The sequence below is a fragment of the Agrobacterium bohemicum genome (assembly GCF_002896715.1).
Taxonomy (GTDB): domain Bacteria; phylum Pseudomonadota; class Alphaproteobacteria; order Rhizobiales; family Rhizobiaceae; genus Agrobacterium; species Agrobacterium bohemicum.
Genome location: NZ_PGEL01000023.1, coordinates 123,975 through 139,806, shown reverse-complemented (window position 1 = coordinate 139,806; position 15,832 = coordinate 123,975). Strand labels below are relative to the sequence as shown.

The 15,832-nt window shown below is 55.0% G+C and carries 15 protein-coding genes and 2 pseudogenes; 10 read left to right on the top strand and 7 right to left on the bottom strand.

Features of this window, described 5'->3' with window-relative positions; translation table 11 throughout:
• Window positions 1-40: 40 nt before the first annotated feature.
• The 3 genes and pseudogenes from CUC55_RS09750 to rirA form a co-directional block, all read right to left on the bottom strand.
• A pseudogene (locus tag CUC55_RS09750) lies at window positions 41-221 on the bottom strand (ABC transporter substrate-binding protein); the annotation flags it as partial.
• Window positions 222-329: 108 nt separating this feature from the next.
• Window positions 330-1,370 carry an AbrB family transcriptional regulator gene (locus CUC55_RS09745; RefSeq protein WP_067649441.1) on the bottom strand — a complete coding sequence of 347 codons (1,041 nt, stop codon included), beginning with the start codon at window positions 1,368-1,370 and terminating at the stop codon, window positions 330-332.
• Window positions 1,371-1,506: 136 nt separating this feature from the next.
• A complete protein-coding gene (gene rirA, locus CUC55_RS09740; RefSeq protein ID WP_103087700.1) occupies window positions 1,507-1,995 on the bottom strand; it encodes an iron-responsive transcriptional regulator RirA in 489 nt (162 codons plus the stop codon).
• Between the two features lie 173 nt (window positions 1,996-2,168).
• On the opposite strand from rirA, the gene CUC55_RS09735 reads away from it, so the two are divergent.
• Complete coding sequence (locus CUC55_RS09735) at window positions 2,169-3,218, top strand: Fe(3+) ABC transporter substrate-binding protein (RefSeq protein WP_103087699.1); 1,050 nt, start codon at window positions 2,169-2,171, stop codon at window positions 3,216-3,218.
• 33 nt (window positions 3,219-3,251) lie between these two features.
• Here CUC55_RS09735 and irrA read toward each other — a convergent pair whose 3' ends face one another.
• Window positions 3,252-3,671, bottom strand: coding sequence for an iron response transcriptional regulator IrrA (gene irrA / locus CUC55_RS09730; RefSeq protein WP_067649433.1), 420 nt, complete (start codon window positions 3,669-3,671; stop codon window positions 3,252-3,254).
• 298 nt (window positions 3,672-3,969) lie between these two features.
• On the opposite strand from irrA, the gene fabA reads away from it, so the two are divergent.
• From fabA to fabI, 3 genes are all read left to right on the top strand, one after another.
• Window positions 3,970-4,485, top strand: coding sequence for a 3-hydroxyacyl-[acyl-carrier-protein] dehydratase FabA (fabA, locus tag CUC55_RS09725; protein WP_103087698.1), 516 nt, complete (start codon window positions 3,970-3,972; stop codon window positions 4,483-4,485).
• A gap of 78 nt (window positions 4,486-4,563) precedes the next feature.
• The gene (gene fabB, locus CUC55_RS09720; RefSeq protein ID WP_103087791.1) at window positions 4,564-5,787 is read left to right on the top strand and encodes a beta-ketoacyl-ACP synthase I; all 1,224 of its coding nucleotides are present in this window, start codon (window positions 4,564-4,566) and stop codon (window positions 5,785-5,787) included.
• A 6-nt stretch (window positions 5,788-5,793) separates the two neighbouring features.
• The gene (gene fabI / locus CUC55_RS09715; RefSeq protein WP_103087697.1) at window positions 5,794-6,600 is read left to right on the top strand and encodes an enoyl-ACP reductase FabI; all 807 of its coding nucleotides are present in this window, start codon (window positions 5,794-5,796) and stop codon (window positions 6,598-6,600) included.
• Window positions 6,601-6,660: 60 nt separating this feature from the next.
• On the opposite strand, the gene CUC55_RS09710 is transcribed toward fabI, so the two are convergent.
• Together CUC55_RS09710 and CUC55_RS09705 are read right to left on the bottom strand one after the other, a co-directional pair.
• Window positions 6,661-7,449 (bottom strand): amidohydrolase family protein, encoded by a 789-nt coding sequence (locus CUC55_RS09710; protein WP_483415238.1) that lies wholly within the window; start codon window positions 7,447-7,449, stop codon window positions 6,661-6,663.
• Between the two features lie 115 nt (window positions 7,450-7,564).
• On the bottom strand, window positions 7,565-8,320 hold the full coding sequence (locus CUC55_RS09705; protein WP_245303973.1) for a FadR/GntR family transcriptional regulator: 756 nt from the start codon (window positions 8,318-8,320) through the stop codon (window positions 7,565-7,567).
• A gap of 286 nt (window positions 8,321-8,606) precedes the next feature.
• Here CUC55_RS09705 and CUC55_RS09700 point away from each other — a divergent pair, with 286 nt between their 5' ends.
• Together CUC55_RS09700 and CUC55_RS09695 are read left to right on the top strand one after the other, a co-directional pair.
• The gene (locus CUC55_RS09700) at window positions 8,607-9,191 is read left to right on the top strand and encodes a TadE/TadG family type IV pilus assembly protein (RefSeq protein ID WP_103087695.1); all 585 of its coding nucleotides are present in this window, start codon (window positions 8,607-8,609) and stop codon (window positions 9,189-9,191) included.
• Window positions 9,175-9,783 (top strand): TadE/TadG family type IV pilus assembly protein, encoded by a 609-nt coding sequence (locus CUC55_RS09695; RefSeq protein WP_425352804.1) that lies wholly within the window; start codon window positions 9,175-9,177, stop codon window positions 9,781-9,783. Before CUC55_RS09700 ends, CUC55_RS09695 begins: the two co-directional genes overlap by 17 nt.
• A gap of 69 nt (window positions 9,784-9,852) precedes the next feature.
• Here the strand turns inward: CUC55_RS09695 and CUC55_RS09690 are convergent, their stop codons facing one another.
• Window positions 9,853-11,175, bottom strand: coding sequence for an MFS transporter (locus CUC55_RS09690; protein WP_103087694.1), 1,323 nt, complete (start codon window positions 11,173-11,175; stop codon window positions 9,853-9,855).
• A gap of 318 nt (window positions 11,176-11,493) precedes the next feature.
• On the opposite strand from CUC55_RS09690, the gene cyoA reads away from it, so the two are divergent.
• From cyoA to cyoD, 4 genes and pseudogenes are all read left to right on the top strand, one after another.
• Entirely contained in the window at window positions 11,494-12,582 is a 1,089-nt protein-coding gene (gene cyoA, locus CUC55_RS09685) for a ubiquinol oxidase subunit II (RefSeq protein ID WP_103087789.1), read from the top strand.
• A gap of 139 nt (window positions 12,583-12,721) precedes the next feature.
• Window positions 12,722-14,726: pseudogene (gene cyoB, locus CUC55_RS09680) on the top strand (cytochrome o ubiquinol oxidase subunit I).
• Window positions 14,727-14,730: 4 nt separating this feature from the next.
• On the top strand, window positions 14,731-15,357 hold the full coding sequence (gene cyoC / locus CUC55_RS09675) for a cytochrome o ubiquinol oxidase subunit III (protein WP_103087693.1): 627 nt from the start codon (window positions 14,731-14,733) through the stop codon (window positions 15,355-15,357).
• Window positions 15,357-15,779 carry a cytochrome o ubiquinol oxidase subunit IV gene (gene cyoD / locus CUC55_RS09670; protein ID WP_067649406.1) on the top strand — a complete coding sequence of 141 codons (423 nt, stop codon included), beginning with the start codon at window positions 15,357-15,359 and terminating at the stop codon, window positions 15,777-15,779. The genes cyoC and cyoD overlap by 1 nt, the downstream gene beginning before the upstream one ends.
• Window positions 15,780-15,832: the final 53 nt, after the last annotated feature.

Sequence of the window (15,832 nt, the reverse complement as noted above, 5' to 3'; positions counted from 1 at the left end):
ATCGATAGTCCGCTATGGACCAACACGGCAGGAGTTGCGAAGCAATGCCACCATCGGTGCCATAGATCCGTGGCCGCGTTGGCGTTATTCGTCTGGCTGGCAGCAGCTGCGATGGTTGCAGCGGTGTCGCTGCCGGATAGCGTGATGAGTTGATTCGGATTCAGCGGAAAGCCGCAGGTCTTCTGAACGGCAGGGAGAGCGGCGGCGGGAAAGTCGTACTCATGTCGATGTAGGCGATTTTTCCCCGGTCCGGTGGTCGTGACGAGAGCCGGGCCAAGAGGATCGCATTCGAAGCTGAATGCATGCGGATTCTAACGAAGAACTTAGGTCTAGTCCTGTTTCTTGCGCGCATCCTTGCCCATGACTGATGGCATCAGCACGGATAGAAACAAGAGACGCAGAACGTGGTGTGAACCGACATATGCGGTATCGGCGTGCATCATGACCGCCATGGCTGCCATCGTTTCCAATCCTCCAGGCGCAAACGCAATCATGACAGCGTTGAGAGGTACGCCCGTCAGCCGTGAAACCAATATCGCAACCACCGAGGAAAGGACCATGACAGCTATGGTGACCACCCCGCCAGCGACAAACGCCTTTTGCATGTCGCGAAGGGACGCACGGGAAAAACGCGTGCCGATGAGACTGCCCAATATGATGTAAGTGGGTTGGCTCAGCCAACTCGGGACGCCGCCGCTGGTCAAGCCGGTGATGTGAATACCGATCGAAACCGCAACGCCGCCCAAAAGCAGTGCTGCCGGAAAGCGCCAGCGCATGAAAATCCAACCGACTGCAAGCGACGCAAGAATGGTCATGCCTAAGACGACAGGGCTCATCGGTGGCGACAGGATAATCGGTTCTATGCTGATCAGATCGAAATACTCAACGAGCAGCGGTACGGCGAGCGTCAGCGCCAGTACGCGGACACTCTGAATGACACTGACGGTTGCCAGATCGCTCTTTGTTTCCGCTGTCAGGCTGATGATGTAGCTGAGATGGCCGGGCGAAGCGCCCAGCATCGCTGTCGTGCGATCATAGCCAAAACCGTAGCGCAGGATCCAGAAGGCTACGTAGAGAAGTATAACGACCGTAACTAGAACCGCCAGGAAACTCAGCGGCCAAGCCCTTGCAGCGTCGATGACCTGTGGCGTAACGCTCGTTCCCATGGAAATGCCGACGACAACGAATGTGGCGTTTCGCAACAGGGGAGGGATCGACAGCTTAAAACCTGCCAACCCGGCAAGGGTGACGGCAAGTGCCGGACCGCACAAAAACGGAGCCGGAAGACCGATGACGAAGGCGATGAAGGCGCCGATGCTGCCAATGATGATGGTCAGGATAAAGCTGTAGAGGTCTGGCTTGGTGATCATTGCACATACGAATGGAATCGGGACAGGCGAGTATCTATGTGCAGTTGCGCCCGTTCAACCGCTGTCGTCAACTGGATGGCAAAANGAAAANCCCGCAAACGATGTTGCGGGTTTCATATCACCGGTCTCGCCTGCTTCAGGCTGCTGGGGCCGTGGCCGCAACGCTAACGGGCCGGCGCTTTGCCATGGTTTCTTCAAGGCCTAGCAGGAAGCTGATCTGCGGGCGTGCCTTGACGAGATCATCGATCGAATACTGTGTCAGGACTTCAAAGAACGCGTTGAGCGCCTTGCGAAGTGCAGAGTTCAATCCACAGCTATCCACAAGCGGACACTCGACGNCGCCGTCCTCGAAACATTCAGCCATCGCGAAGCTGTCTTCGGTGACCTTCACAACATCGAAAAGGCTGATCTGGTCTGCTGGCTTGCCGAGCTTGACGCCGCCATTGCGGCCACGCACGGTTTCAACAAGGCCTGCCTTGTTCAGCGGCTGAAGAATTTTGAACAGGAACAATTCCGACACACCATAAGCCTTGGCAATTTCCGGGATACGGCTGAGGTGGCCCTCATTGGCGGCGCAGTACATCAACATGCGGACGGCATAATTGGTCTGTTTGGTCAAACGCATGCTGATCTCCTGACTCTATAATGTGGAGTCATATAGTCGCTTTTNCAGTTTAGAACAATTCCAGAAGTAAAAAAATCTCTCGCAGATTTCTGGTTCTCAAAATTGCCCCGTTGACCGTCCATTCGATTCATGAACAAACAACTCAAGAATCGAATTTATCGGAGGCGTTTCCCATGGCAAGCATGAAATCCGTGATTTATGCGATGGCGGCGACATCTTTGGTTGCCAGTGGCGGAATGTCCACAGCTTTTGCGGGTGGCGAGGTCAACGTCTACTCCTACAGGCAACCGGAACTGATCCAGCCTTTGCTGGACGCCTTTACCAAAGAGACCGGTATTGAAACGAATGTCCTGTTTCTGGACAAAGGACTGGTGGAGCGCCTTCAGGCAGAAGGGGTCAACTCTCCCGCCGATATTCTCCTGACCGTCGACATAGCCCGTTTGGTCGAAGCCAAGGAAGGTAAGGTTACGCAGTCCGTCCTGAACGATCCGATCATCGAAANGGATATCCCCGCCAATCTGCGTGACCCTGAGGGCGAGTGGTTCGGTCTGACGACGCGTGGACGCGTCGTCTATGCCTCAAAAGACCGTGTAAGCCAGAAAGATATTACCTATGAGGAGCTTGCCGATCCGAAATGGAAAGGCAAAGTCTGCATTCGCGACGGCCAGCATTCCTACAATATTGCGCTCTTCGCATCGATGATCGCCCATCACGGTGTTGACTACACCCGCACGTGGCTGACGGCATTGAAGAACAATCTGGCCCGCAAACCGGATGGTACGGATCGCACACAAGCCAAATCCATTTATTCCGGCGAATGCGATATCGCGCTTGGAAACACCTATTATGTTGGCCTGATGCTGACCAACGAGCAGGAACCGGAAGAAAAAGTCTGGGGTAACGCCGTTCGTGTGATCTTCCCCAATGCGAACGACCGGGGAACACATGTGAATATCTCCGGCGTGGCGATGACGAAATATGCACCAAACCGTGAAAATGCTCTCAAGCTGATTGAATTCCTTGCGTCCGGTGAGGCGCAGGAAATTTACGCCAAGCAAGTTTTCGAATATCCGGTGATTCCTGGCGGGCAGCCTTCAGATGTCGTGAAGAACTTTGGCCCGATCAAGCCAGACACTTTGTCACTTGCTGACATAGCTGCTCACCGTAAACAAGCGTCCGAACTGGTCGATGAGGTCGGCTTCAACGAAGGTCCGTCAAACTAGGAACGCTTGAGCGATGGCCTAGGCCTGACGATATCAGCGACGCTTGCGGCGCAGGCGGATGACCACGTCGACATGGGCGATTTCCATGCCCTCAGGCGGCTCCGGTAGATTGTCGATCTGCAGATTGTTGACGGGGATATCCAGAACTTCGTTTTCACCTTCAACAAAGAAGTGGTGATGGTCGGAGACGTTGGTGTCGAAATAGGTTTTCGCACCCTCCACGGCCAAAACGCGGATCAGACCGGCCTCGGTAAACTGATGCAGTGTGTTGTATACGGTTGCCAGAGATACCGGAACATTTGCGTTCACGGCTTCGTCATGCAGTTCTTCAACCGTGAGATGCCGGTCGCCCTTGGCAAACAGAAGGTCGCCAAGCGCCACACGCTGGCGCGTAGGTCGCAAGCCGAAACGGCGCAACCTTGTTCCAATATCCAGCGTGGCGTCAAATGCCATAAGTGCGGCCCCAAAAGCTGTCAAATAAACTCAATTTAGAAAGCATATAACTTTTACGGGCACTGCATTCAATAGTTTCCGTCATGGCAGCAGTAGCAATTGGCTGCAAACCGGGCGTTTTTGCAATTTTCCTCTGGTTCAGGACTTACGCTTCCTGTATGCGGGCGCCATGTTAAGACAGGACTTTGCCAAGAGCTTAAGTGATTGAAGATGCAAGCTGCCCTTGTGGCGCTTCATTTTGAACCTAACTTGCTCTAAAGAAGTCCTTCAACACCAGTGAACGGGGAAGCGGAGCAACATGTCAACGAGGCAATCGAGCTACAATTACGAGGAAATTCTGTCTTGCGGACGTGGCGAACTGTTTGGCCCCGGCAATGCGCAGCTTCCTCTGCCTCCTATGCTCATGGTTCACCGCATCACNGAAATTTCGGAAACCGGCGGAGCTCACGACAAGGGCTTCATCCGTGCGGAGTATGATGTATCTCCAGATGACTGGTATTTCCCATGCCATTTNCAGGGCAATCCCATTATGCCGGGCTGCCTTGGTCTCGACGGCATGTGGCAGCTGACGGGCTTTTTCCTCGGCTGGCTGGGCGAGCCGGGCCGCGGCATGGCGTTGTCCACAGGTGAAGTCAAATTCAAGGGCATGGTTCGTCCCGAGACGAAGCTCCTTCAATACGGCATCGATTTCAAGCGCGTCATGCGTGGCCGCCTGGTTCTTGGCACTGCCGATGGCTGGCTGAAGGCCGATGGCGAAACGATTTATCAAGCGTCGGACCTGCGTGTCGGCCTGTCTAAAGAAAAGACCGCCTGATATGGGATGTCTGCTCTTGGCGGTTTAACCGCGAAAGAGCAGATGCGTCATGCGGCAAACAGAGAAAAGGTCAACTTTATGAGAAGAGTTGTAGTCACCGGCCTCGGTATTGTTTCATCGATCGGCGGGGATGCCGCAGAGGTTACGGCGTCATTGAGAGACGCGAAGTCGGGAATCTCGTTCTCACCGGATTTNGCTGAACACGGCTTCAAGTGCCAGGTGTGGGGCAAGCCATCGCTCGACCCAACCGATCTGGTCGACCGTCGCGCTATGCGTTTCCTCAGCCAAGGCGGTGCCTGGAACCACGTTGCCATGAAGCAGGCGATTGCCGATTCCGGTCTGGAAGAAAGCGACATCAGCGGCAATGAGCGCACTGGTATCATCATGGGTTCCGGTGGACCTTCCACCCGCACCATCGTTGAAGCATCTGACATCACGCTGAAGAACAACAGCCCGAAGCGCATCGGCCCATTCGCCGTGCCGAAGGCCATGTCCTCGACGGCATCCGCGACGCTTGCGACCTGGTTCAAAATCCACGGCGTGAACTACTCGATTTCGTCGGCCTGCTCGACGTCTGCGCACTGCATCGGCAATGCGGCTGAAATGATTCAGTGGGGCAAGCAGGACGTGATGTTTGCCGGCGGCCATGAAGACCTAGATTGGTCCATGTCCAACTTGTTCGACGCCATGGGTGCGATGTCTTCCAAATATAACGAGACGCCAACCGTTGCGTCTCGCGCCTACGACGTCAATCGTGACGGCTTCGTCATTGCAGGCGGTGCTGGTGTTCTGGTTCTGGAAGAACTGGAACATGCCAAGNCGCGCGGGGCAAAGATTTATGCGGAAATCGTCGGTTACGGTGCGACATCAGATGGTTACGACATGGTCGCACCGTCAGGTGAGGGCGCTGTTCGCTGCATGCGTCAGGCACTCGCAACGGTGAAGGGCGAGGTCGATTACGTCAACACACACGGCACATCGACACCCGTTGGCGACAGCAAGGAAATCGGTGCGATCCGTGAAGTGTTCGGCTCGAAGATTCCTCACATCCAGTCTACTAAGTCGCTGACCGGTCACTCCCTGGGTGCCGCAGGCGTTCAGGAATCGATCTACGGCCTGTTGATGATGCAGGAACGTTTCATCGGCGAAAGCGCGCATATCGAGACCCTCGATCCCGAATTCGAGGGCGTGAACATCGTTCGCAAGCGCATCGACGATGCCAAGATCGATACGGTTCTTTCCAACTCATTCGGGTTCGGCGGTACCAACGCTACGCTCGTCTTCCAGCGCTATAACGGATAATTGCCCATGAATGGGATCATGCAGGGAAANCGCGGCCTCATCATGGGGGTCGCCAACAATCATTCCATTGCCTGGGGGATATCCAAGGCGTTGGCTGCGCAGGGTGCACAGCTTGCTTTCACCTATCAGGGCGAAGCCCTGGGCAAGCGCGTAAAGCCGCTGGCTGCGGAGCTCGGCTCCGACTTTATCGTGCCTTGCGACGTCGAGGATATTGCCTCGGTGGATGCCCTGTTCGAAACGGTGGGCGAGCGCTGGGGCTCTCTCGATTTCGTGGTTCATGCGATAGGCTTTTCCGACAAGAATGAATTGAAGGGTCTTTACGCGGATACCACGCGTGAAAATTTCAGCCGCACCATGGTCATCTCTTGTTTCTCGTTCACGGAAATCGCCAAGCGCGCAGCTGCTCTCATGACCGATGGCGGCTCAATTCTGACGCTGACCTATAACGGCTCGCAGCGCGTTATTCCGAATTACAATGTCATGGGTGTTGCAAAGGCTGCACTGGAAGCCTCCGTTCGCTATCTCGCTGCTGATTACGGGCCGAAAGGCATTCGCGTCAATGCAATCTCCGCTGGTCCAGTGCGTACACTGGCAGGTGCGGGTATTTCGGACGCGAGGGCGATCTTCTCTTGGAACCAGAAGAACGCACCGCTTCGCCGCACACCTGACATCGACGATATCGGCGGTTCCGCACTTTATCTTTNGTCGGATATGTCGCGCGGCGTTACCGGCGAATGTCACTATGTCGATGGCGGCTTCAACATCACGTCGATTCCGACACTGGAAGTGCTTTATAACGCCGACGGCGGTTAAGGCCTAAGATATTTCCAGACTTGAAAAAGCCCGGTCAACCCGGGCTTTTTGCATATTCACTCAGACCGGATCGAAACCAAACAGTTCTTCGGGGTTCGTCACCAGTGCTTTTTTGCGGGCTTCATCGGATGGCAACCACGATAGCACCGTATCCAGCAGGTCTGCATCATCTAGATATTCTTCGGTTGTTTTCGCGTTGTTGTGCGGCCAGTTGGTGCCCCAGATGATGCGCTCCGGCGCGTGTTCCGCAATCACGCGGGCGACGGCTGCGATGTCTTCGAAATCTGGCGCGCCTGAGCGACTCGATTCATAGCAACCAGCAAATTTGAACCAGCAATTTCCCTTTTCGATCAGCCGCTTCAGAGCCGATATCTGATCGCTGTCGGGCGTGACGCCGGAAAAAANCTTGCCATGATGATCGAAAATCCAACGGCTCTTGATTGCGGCGAGCTTCTGCTCGTGATCGAGAATGTTGGAGCCATCGAACTGAACAGCAACGGACCAGCCGAGTTCCTGCGCTATGCTGTCGACCTCTTCCAGATGGGTGAGATCGACGGCACCACCTGGTAGATCCATGATGCGTGCACCAACGACACCTGCTTCGACAAGTTCCTGCAACTCATCAAGCGGTGTTTCGCGCGTCACGACGGCTACGCCTTTGGCCACGCTGCCCATTTCTCGCAGGCAGGCGATCAGGTTGCCATTGTCACGCTGGTGGGCATTCCCCTGGGTTATGACCACACGCTCTATGCCGATCCATTTCATCAGNCGGCGATACTCATCTGGCCCTGGCGTTCCCTCCGGCACAGGCGGTCCTCCCTCCTGAGCGGGAAAGTCGCGCAGATACATGTGCATTTGAGTATCGATTGCGCCTTTCGGCATTGTTATACGAGGGTTCTTCCCCTCAAAGGTTCTAACCAATGTCATTGAAACTCCTTTGGGCATCCGCCCTTGGTTCTGGCGATCAGCCCTGCCGCAACATGGCGCGGTAGCGCTGCTGGCTACCCTTCAAGTGTTTCCGCATGGCCTCCCGGGCGGCGGAAGCATCGCCATCTGAGATTGCGTGGACGATCACGTCGTGCTCGTTCTGAAGCTGTCGCAGGTAAGAGGCGGCAGTCTGCTCGGACTGGGATGACCTTAATGCCGCACGCGGGATGATATTCTGACCCATGACTTCCAGAAACTCGCGAAAGCGCGGATTGTTGGTCGCATCGGCAATGGCGAGGTGCAGCTTGAAATCGGCCTCGGCTGTCGGCTCTGCCTTCTCTATGCAAACCTGAACAGCGGACAGACAGCGAATGATCGCTTCTTCCTGCGCGGGTGATCGGCGAACCGCCGCCAGTTCCGCCGCCTCGGTTTCCACCGCGGCACGCAATTCCAGAAGCTCGATAATCGACGAGATGCGGTCGTGGTCCACGTCCTGAAACGGTTGCGGTTGCTGTATTGGCAAGGTCAGCACAAAAATGCCTGCGCCATGGCGGGCTTCCACGAGTTTGTCGGCGCGCAGCGCAGCGACGGCTTCTCGCACGACGGTACGGCTGACCTTGTACAGTTCGGTTAGGCCCGCTTCACTCGGTAACTTATCGCCGGGCTTGTATTCACCGGACAAAATGGACTGCCGCAATGCATCCGCCGTCTGGCTGACGAGCGAGCCACCTGCGCGACCGATAGCGGAATGTTCTTTTACACCGCCTTCGACGGTTTCATTGAAGCTGGCCAAATGTTCACCCCAGGCAAAGTGGAAACTGCCAGAAAGGCGTTTCCGTTAAAAATATCAGTCCTGTAAATATCCCGCAAATGCACAAAATTGGCAATATTTATATTATTTCTGTCTTCCATTGATATGATCTCCGCGTGGCGCTCATCTGGTCCAGCGGGGAAATCGTGTCATTAGGGGAAATGCAATGATTTCAAGCAAGGGAATGTAAAGGAAGCAGCCATATAGTTCTATCGCATAAAAGCTTTCGGGCCAGACATGCTTTCTCATCATGAAGATAAAAAGCCCTATGCGATCAGTGTTTNCCAAAACAAATCCGGCCGCCAGATTCATCCGCTCCCGCGATGGGTCGGCAGCGATAGAGTTTGCGATCCTGGCCATCCCTTATTTCCTGATCGTCTTCGCCATTATAGAGACGTTTCTCGCTTTGGTCGGAGAGCAGTTGGTGACAAACGCGACTGACACCATGGCGCGCAAGTTGCGCACCGGGCAGATCGCCAATACGATCACCGAGGAAGATTTCCGAAAGCAGTTCTGCGCTGAAGTGTCGATCTTGATCACCTGCTCTGTCGATGAGATCAAAATACCGCAGAAGCTCTATATCGATCTAAGGCGTTTCAACACTTTCGCGGACATACCCAAGACAATACCGCTGACGCCGAACGGCCAGTACTTCGATCTGGATGATTCGGCGTTCGGATTCACGCCGGGTGGGCCGACGTCGATCAACATGCTGCGTGTCTATTACCGCTGGCAAGTGATCACCGATCTTGTCAGGCCTTATCTTACAAAANTTCGTCCCAAGGACGGCTCCATGCCATCCCATTTTCTGATCGTCGCAACGGACGCCTACCGCAATGAAGCCTATCAATGAGTGCGTCCAGATCATGAGAAAAACGAAGCAAGCCATGCGCGCTCTGGGCCAGACGTTCAATCGACTGAGACGCGATCGTCAGGGCGTGGGCGCTGTAGAATTCGCCATTATTTTTCCGATCCTGCTCGCGCTTTACATTACAGCGTTTGAGCTCACAATCGGCTTTAGCGTCTACAAGCGTGCGACGCGAGCCGCTGGCGCGATTGCAGATTTGACGTCCCAGCCGCAGACCGTCAACAAGGCCTATCTCAACACCATGAAGGACGTAGCTGCGGCCATTTTCGTGCCGTATGGAACAACCGGCCTCAAGTTGAAGATCAGCGGGATACAGGTCGACGCCAACAAGATCGCGAAGATCAGCTGGTCATGGGATCAGGATAATCAGCGGCCTTATCCCGTCAATTCTGTCGTGAAAATCCCTGAAANCCTGAAGCAGCCTAATGCTTTTCTCGTCCATGCGGAACTGACGATTCCCCACACGCTTTNGATGTTCATGTCGACATTGTCGTCAAAGATTACACCGATCACCATTGGCCGCGATTATTATTTCGCCAAGCGCGAAGCAGATCCGATCACCTGCTCGGATTGCTGAAANCTGACCAGTATAAAAAGCGCCGCAGGATCGCTTGTGATCCTGCGGCGCTTCAGGTTTCAAGTCATGTTACTCGGCAGGCATGTCCAGCGTTCGGCTGAAATATAGCGCGACAAGCGTGCAGACCGCACCGGACAGAAGATAAATGCCGACGGCAAACAATCCGAATTTGGACGAGAAGCCAAGGGCCACTAGTGGCGCGAAGCCTGCGCCGATCAGCCAGGAAATATCTGACGTTAGCGACGCTCCGGTATAGCGGTATTCGCGGCTGAAACGCGATGCCAGTGCGCCGCCGGATTGGCCAAAGGACAAGCCCAGCAGCGCAAATCCGATCAACACGAAAAGGTAACGGCCAATATCGCCCGATGACAGAAGAACCGGCGCGATGAAGCTGAACACCGCGATCATTGCAGCGGCAGCGCCCAGCAACTTGCGACGACCGAATTTGTCGGAGAGAACGCCTGAAACGACAATCATGCCACCAGCGATGATGGCGCTTACAAATTGAACAAACAGAAAATCCGAAACCTTCTGGTCGGTGTTGAGTGACACCCAGCTAAGCGGGAAGACTGTGACAAGGTGAAACAGGGCAAAGCTTGCCAGTGGCACGAAAGCACCCGTCAGCACAACGCGTGACTGCTTGCGCAGCATTTCAAACATCGGCTTCGGCTCGAGCTCATGCTGTTGCAGCATCGTCTGGAATTCGGGTGTCATGATCATGCGTAGCCGCGCAAACAGCGCCAGAACATTAAGCGCCAGGGCCACGAAGAACGGGAAGCGCCAGCCCCATGCCAGAAACTCCGGATTGGAAAGCTGTGTTGTGAAGATAATGAAGAACGCGCTGGCCAGACCAAAGCCCATGGCGGCACCGAGCTGCGGCATCATAGCGTACCAGCCGCGCTGTTTTNCAGGCGCATTCATGGCAAGCAGCGAGACAAGGCCATCCCACGCGCCGCCGAGACCAACACCCTGGCCGATACGGAAGACGGCAAGAAGAATGGGCGCGATCATTCCAGCTTCGGCATAGGAGGGTAGAAAGCTGATCGCCATGGTGGAGCCACAGAGCGTGAACAGCGCTGTCGCCAGTTTGACCGCACGTCCAAACTTACGGTCGATCTGGAGAAACAGGAGCGAGCCGATGGGGCGGGCAATGAAAGCCAGCGAGAACACCGCAAATGAATAGAGAGTGGCCGTCAGGGGATCGACGAAGGAGAAAAAGACGTGAGGGAAAACCAGTGCGGATGCGATTGCATAGACGAAAAAATCGAAGAACTCCGTCATTCGGGCCAGAATGACCGCAATCGTGATGCGGTCTGGATCGACAGCAACCGGCGCTGGCGACTGACCGGTTGGTCCTTTGTGTTGCGGAAAAGCCGTATCGGTATAACTCATAAAAATTCCCTCCTGCGCAGTGCAGAGCACTTGTCCATGACGCACCCGCCTCCTCTTGCGCTGTGTCATATGCGGCGGATTGTCACACAGGGGTTTGAACCCGTCAATTACAGAATGCGCGTAGGGGCTTGCCCAGACCGTATCGTGTGAGATAATGGGGCGCACTCATCCTTTNCGGCTCAAAATCCGATTGCCGCAACGATTGCAGTTTTAAGTTTATGCTGCACCGCGACAAACTACCTCATGTCCTTTATGACGTTTGACAATTATACGCGACATTACCAAAANCAGTACGAGTATCAGAACGTGCGCACGCTCATGAAAATTCCATCTGCCCTGTTGGCTATTTCGTCGCTTCTGCTTTNGAGCGGCTGCGATCTCGTTGTGATGAATCCTGCCGGTGACATCGCAGTCCAGCAGAGAGACCTCATCATCACTTCCACGGTTTTGATGCTCCTCATCATTGTTCCGGTTCTTGCTCTCACGCTCTTTTTTGCGTGGAAGTACCGTGCATCCGCCAAGGCGGAGGATTACGATCCGGAGTGGCATCACTCCACGCGTCTTGAAATGGTGATCTGGTCGGCTCCGGTCGCCATCATTCTGATGCTCGGCACGGTCACCTGGATCGCGACCCACCGTTTGGATCCCTATCGTCCGATCGAGCGTATCGATGAGAATCGTCAGGTGACGGCCGATATGAAGCCGATCACCGTCGAAGTGGTGGCCATGGACTGGAAGTGGCTGTTCTTCTACCCGGAACTCGGCATCGGCAGCGTCAATGAGTTCGCAGCGCCTGTCGACGTGCCGATCAACTTCAAGATTACCGGCACAACGGCGATGAACTCGTTCTTCGTTCCGGCGCTGGCGGGTCAGATTTACGCCATGGGCGGCATGCAAACGAAGCTTCACGCCGTCATCAACAAGCTCGGCGTGTACGACGGCTTCTCGGCCAACTTCTCCGGCCCCGGCTTCTCGCACATGCGCTTCAAGTTCCATGGCATGAGCCAGGAAGGTTTCGATCAGTGGGTTGCCAAGGCCAAGGATGGGGGCAAGGGCTTCGGCCGCATGGAATATCTCGAATTCGCAAAGCCAAGCGAACGCGAGCCCGTGCAGTATTTCGCCAATGTCGATCCGCAGCTCTACGATGCCATCCTCAACCGTTGTGTGGAGCCGAACAAGCTCTGCATGCGTGACATGATGCACATCGACGCGAATGGCGGCGGCGGCAAGGAAGGCATCGACATTGCCAAGGCTCTGAACTCCGTGGTTTGCACGCCGCTTTCGCCTTACGGCATAGCGTCAGGTCCACAGTCTGTGCCAGCGGCCATAGAAGGCCAGACGTTCGAGCCCGCAGCTTTGCCAGATACGAAAGCGCAATTACCTTCGGCGGGTAAAAGCGCGGGCTGAGTGAGAGTGAATTCTATGCAGCGCGTCGTTCGCGCTGCTCTGAGCGCATCGGTTTGTCCGATACGTAGATTCAATGACGTGGGAATGCTCTACTCGTCCCGTTGGGCAGGCAGCACTCCGAAAATCGCAAGAGGCTAAAATGGTCGTCAATACCGATCAAACGTCGTTCCTTTTCGGGAAACTGACGTGGGAATCCATCCCTTTCCATGAGCCAATCCTGATCGTGACCTTTGCGGTCGTGGCGCTTGGTGGCGCGGCCGTTTTGGGCGCACTCACCTATTTCCGTCTCTGGGGATATCTCTGGAAGGAATGGTTCACCAGTATCGATCACAAGAAGATCGGTATCATGTACATCATTTTGGCGCTCGTCATGCTCATGCGCGGCTTTGCTGATGCCATCATGATGCGAATTCAACAGGCTATAGCCTCTGGTGGCTCTGAGGGGTATCTCAACCCGCACCATTACGACCAGATTTTCACCGCCCACGGCGTGATCATGATCTTCTTCATGGCGATGCCGATGATCACCGGTCTGATGAACTACATCATTCCGCTACAGATTGGCGCGCGTGACGTCTCGTTCCCGTTCCTCAACAACTTCTCCTTCTGGATGACGACAGCCGGAGCTGTCATAACAATGATCTCGCTGTTCATCGGTGAGTACGCGCAGACGGGCTGGCTGGCCTATCCGCCGTTGTCGGGTATTCAGGGAAGCCCGAGTGTGGGCGTCGACTATTATATCTGGGGCTTGCAGATCGCCGGTGTGGGAACGACGCTATCCGGTATCAACCTGATCGTGACCATCATCAAGATGCGCGCGCCCGGCATGACCCTGATGCGCCTGCCTATCTTCGTGTGGACATCGCTGTGTTCCAATATCCTGATCGTGGCGTCGTTCCCGATCCTCACTGGCACGCTCGCACTTCTGACGCTTGACCGTTACGTTGGTACGAACTTCTTCACCAACGATCTCGGCGGCAACCCGATGATGTACGTCAACCTCATCTGGATCTGGGGTCACCCGGAAGTCTACATTCTCGTGCTGCCAGCATTCGGCATATTCTCCGAGATCGTGTCGACATTCTCCAACAAGCGCCTGTTCGGTTACGCCTCGATGGTTTACGCGACCGTGGTTATCACCATTCTCGCTTATGTCGTCTGGCTGCACCACTTCTTCACCATGGGTTCGGGTGCCAGCGTCAATGCCTTCTTCGGCATAACGACCATGATCATCTCGATCCCGACCGGTGCGAAGATCTTCAATTGGCTGTTCACCATGTATAAGGGCCGCATCACGTTCGATGTCCCGATGCTGTGGGCCATGGGCTTCATGATCACCTTCGTCATCGGTGGCATGACGGGCGTTTTNGCTGGCCGTTCCTCCAGCTGACTTCGTGCTGCACAACTCGCTGTTCCTCATCGCCCATTTCCACAATACGATCATCGGTGGCGTGGTGTTCGGTGTTCTCGCGGGTATCGCTTATTGGTATCCAAAGGCATTCGGATACCGTCTCGATCCATTCTGGGGCAAGATGTCATTCTGGTTCTGGTTCGTCGGCTTCTACTTTGCCTTCATGCCGCTCTACGTGCTTGGCTTGATGGGTATCACGCGTCGTCTCAGCCAGTTCGAAGACACATCGCTTCAGATATGGTTCATCGTTGCAGCCTTCGGTGCATTCCTTATCGCACTCGGCATCGCGTCCTTCATCATCCAGCTCATCGTCAGCTACATCAGACGCGATCAATTGCGTGATGTGACGGGTGATCCCTATGGCGGTCGTACGCTGGAGTGGTCTACGTCTTCTCCGCCGCCTGCCTACAACTTCGCGTTCACGCCGGTCGTGCATGAAATCGATGCCTGGGCCCATATGAAGAAACACAATGCAGAACGTCCGGTCGATGGCTTCATCCCCATTCACATGCCGAAAAACACCGGCACGGGCGTGATCATCAGTGCGATCAGCGTCGTCCTCGGCTTTGCCCTGGTGTGGCACATCTGGTGGCTGGCAATCGTATCCTTGGTTGCGATTATAGCGGTCTCCATCGCCCACACCTTCAACTACAATCGCGACTATTACATCCCGGTATCGGATGTGACGGAAGTCGAAGCAGAACGTACGAAGCTGCTGGCAACTCAGGCGTAACAGAATGTCTCAAGCACCTGCCCAGAGCGCCGACGGCGCGGAAAAGCCGGTCTTCTATCTAAAGGAAGACCACCACACGGAAAACGGTACATCTATCGGTTTCTGGCTGTATCTGATGAGCGACTGCCTTATTTNCGCGACGCTCTTTGCAACCTATGCCGTGGTCGGCCGCAGCTATGCGGCCGGCCCATCCGGTGCAGACCTCTTCGATCTGAAGCTGGTGGCGATCAACACCGCCTTCCTGCTGTTTTCCTCCATCACCTATGGCTTTGCCATGCTGGAAGCGCAGAAGAAGAACATCAACACGACGCTGATCTGGCTCGCCATCACCGGCCTGTTCGGTCTGGCCTTCCTGTGTCTGGAGCTTTACGAGTTCTACCACCTGATCCACGAAGGTGCGACGCCGCAGCGTTCCGCGTTCCTGTCCGCCTTTTTCGCGCTCGTCGGCACGCACGGTTTGCACGTCACCTTCGGCGTGATATGGCTTGTTACCCTCATGGTCCAGGTCAAGAAGTTTGGCCTGCATCCTGAAAACATGCGCCGCCTGACGTGCCTTTCCATGTTCTGGCACTTCCTGGATGTTATCTGGATTGGCGTCTTTTCCTTTGTTTATCTGGTTGGAGTTCTGTGATGAGTGCAAACACACACGACCATAACCACGATCACAATCACGGACACGGGCATGCCCATGGCGACGATCATCACCACGATAGCGGTGAGGATCACGGCTCCTTCAAGAGCTACATGATCGGCTTCATCCTCTCGGTCATCCTGACGGCAATTCCATTCTGGCTGGTCATGGGCGATGTCATCGACAACCGCACGACCACCGTCATCGTCATCATGATCTTCGGTGTCATCCAGGTGTTCGTGCACATGATCTACTTCCTGCACATGAACACGAAGTCGCAGGGCGGCTGGACCTTCATGTCGCTGCTGTTCACGCTGGTTGTGGTCATGATCACGCTCGTCGGTTCTCTCTGGGTCATGTACAACATGAACAAGAACATGATGCCGACGATGACGATGGAACAGATGCGCAACATGCCGTAACCGGCACCGTTGCAAAGCTATCGTGGCCCGCGTAACAGCGGGTCGCTCCTCTC